Origin of the sequence: Streptomyces bambusae, assembly GCF_019400985.1 — a bacterium.
GTDB classification, from domain to species: domain Bacteria; phylum Actinomycetota; class Actinomycetes; order Streptomycetales; family Streptomycetaceae; genus Streptomyces; species Streptomyces bambusae_A.
Genome location: NZ_WTFF01000672.1, coordinates 1 through 1,047 on the forward strand (window position 1 = coordinate 1; position 1,047 = coordinate 1,047).

The following is a 1,047-nucleotide window of genomic DNA, read 5'->3' on the forward strand; positions in this document are numbered from 1 at the left end:
GGGCCGCCCCCGTCCACGGCCCCGGCGTCCGGCGGCTGGCCGCCCGCGTCGCCGGACGGCTGCACGAGGCCGCGCGCCGCTGCCTGGGCCCCGGCCAGGGCCAACTGGACCGGGCCGCCTTCGAGGAGCTCTTCCCCTGGCGCACCGGCTGGGCCTCGGCCGTCCTGACAGAAGGGCTGCTCGTGCCGACCGGCGCCGGCTACCGGCCCGGCCACGAGGAGCTCTCCGACTGGCTCCAGGCCGCCCACCTCGACGTACCGACGGCGCTGGACACCCTGGTCCACCAGCCCCCCGGCACAGCCGCCGCCGCCCTGCCGGTGCCCCGCCACCGCATCGGCCCGGTCCTCGAAGCACTGCTCCTGCTGCCGCCCGCCGCCCTCGCCGCCCGCCTCGCGGGGCTGGTGGCCGCGCTGGACACGTACGCCGCCCAGGACGACGGCGCCGACACCGACCGCCGCTGGTGGGCGACCAGGCTGCTGCGCGAGGCCCTGCTGCGCGTCCCCGACGCGCAGCCCCACCTCGACGTCCTGGACCGCCTGGCCGGCCACCTGACCCGCACGGGCGGGCCGGGCGGCTTCGGCGGCTCCTTCTGGAACCGGCTGCGGCTGCCGGAGCCGACCCGGCTCGACCTGCTGCGCCGGCTGCTGCCCGCCGACCCGCCCCCGCCGCAGCCCGGCGAGACCACTCCGCCCACCGCCGGCGACCGCTACCTCGACGCCGCCGGGCGCCGCCTGTCCCGCGACCCGCAGGGGGTGCAGCCGCTGCTGACCGCGTGGTTCGCCGACGACCGGCCGCTGCGGGGCCGGCCCGGAGCCACCGTCGCCACGGCCGCCCAGGCCCTGTTGCACACCCACCGCCGGCGCGCCGTGGACGACCTCACCGAGGCCCTCGTCACCGCCGCCCACCCCCGCGCCGACGAACTGCTCGCCTCGCTCGCCGAGGAGGAGCCCTCGGCGGTGTGCCGGGCCGTCGACCGGTGGGCGCACGACGAGCGCCCCGAACGCCGGGTCGCGGCCGCCGCCTACGGCCTGGCCGCCGCCCCGCACG

Annotated in this window: 1 pseudogene; it reads left to right on the top strand. The window is 80.2% G+C overall.

The features are described from left to right. Positions 1-1,047, top strand: a pseudogene (locus tag GPJ59_RS36470) (serine protease); the annotation flags it as partial.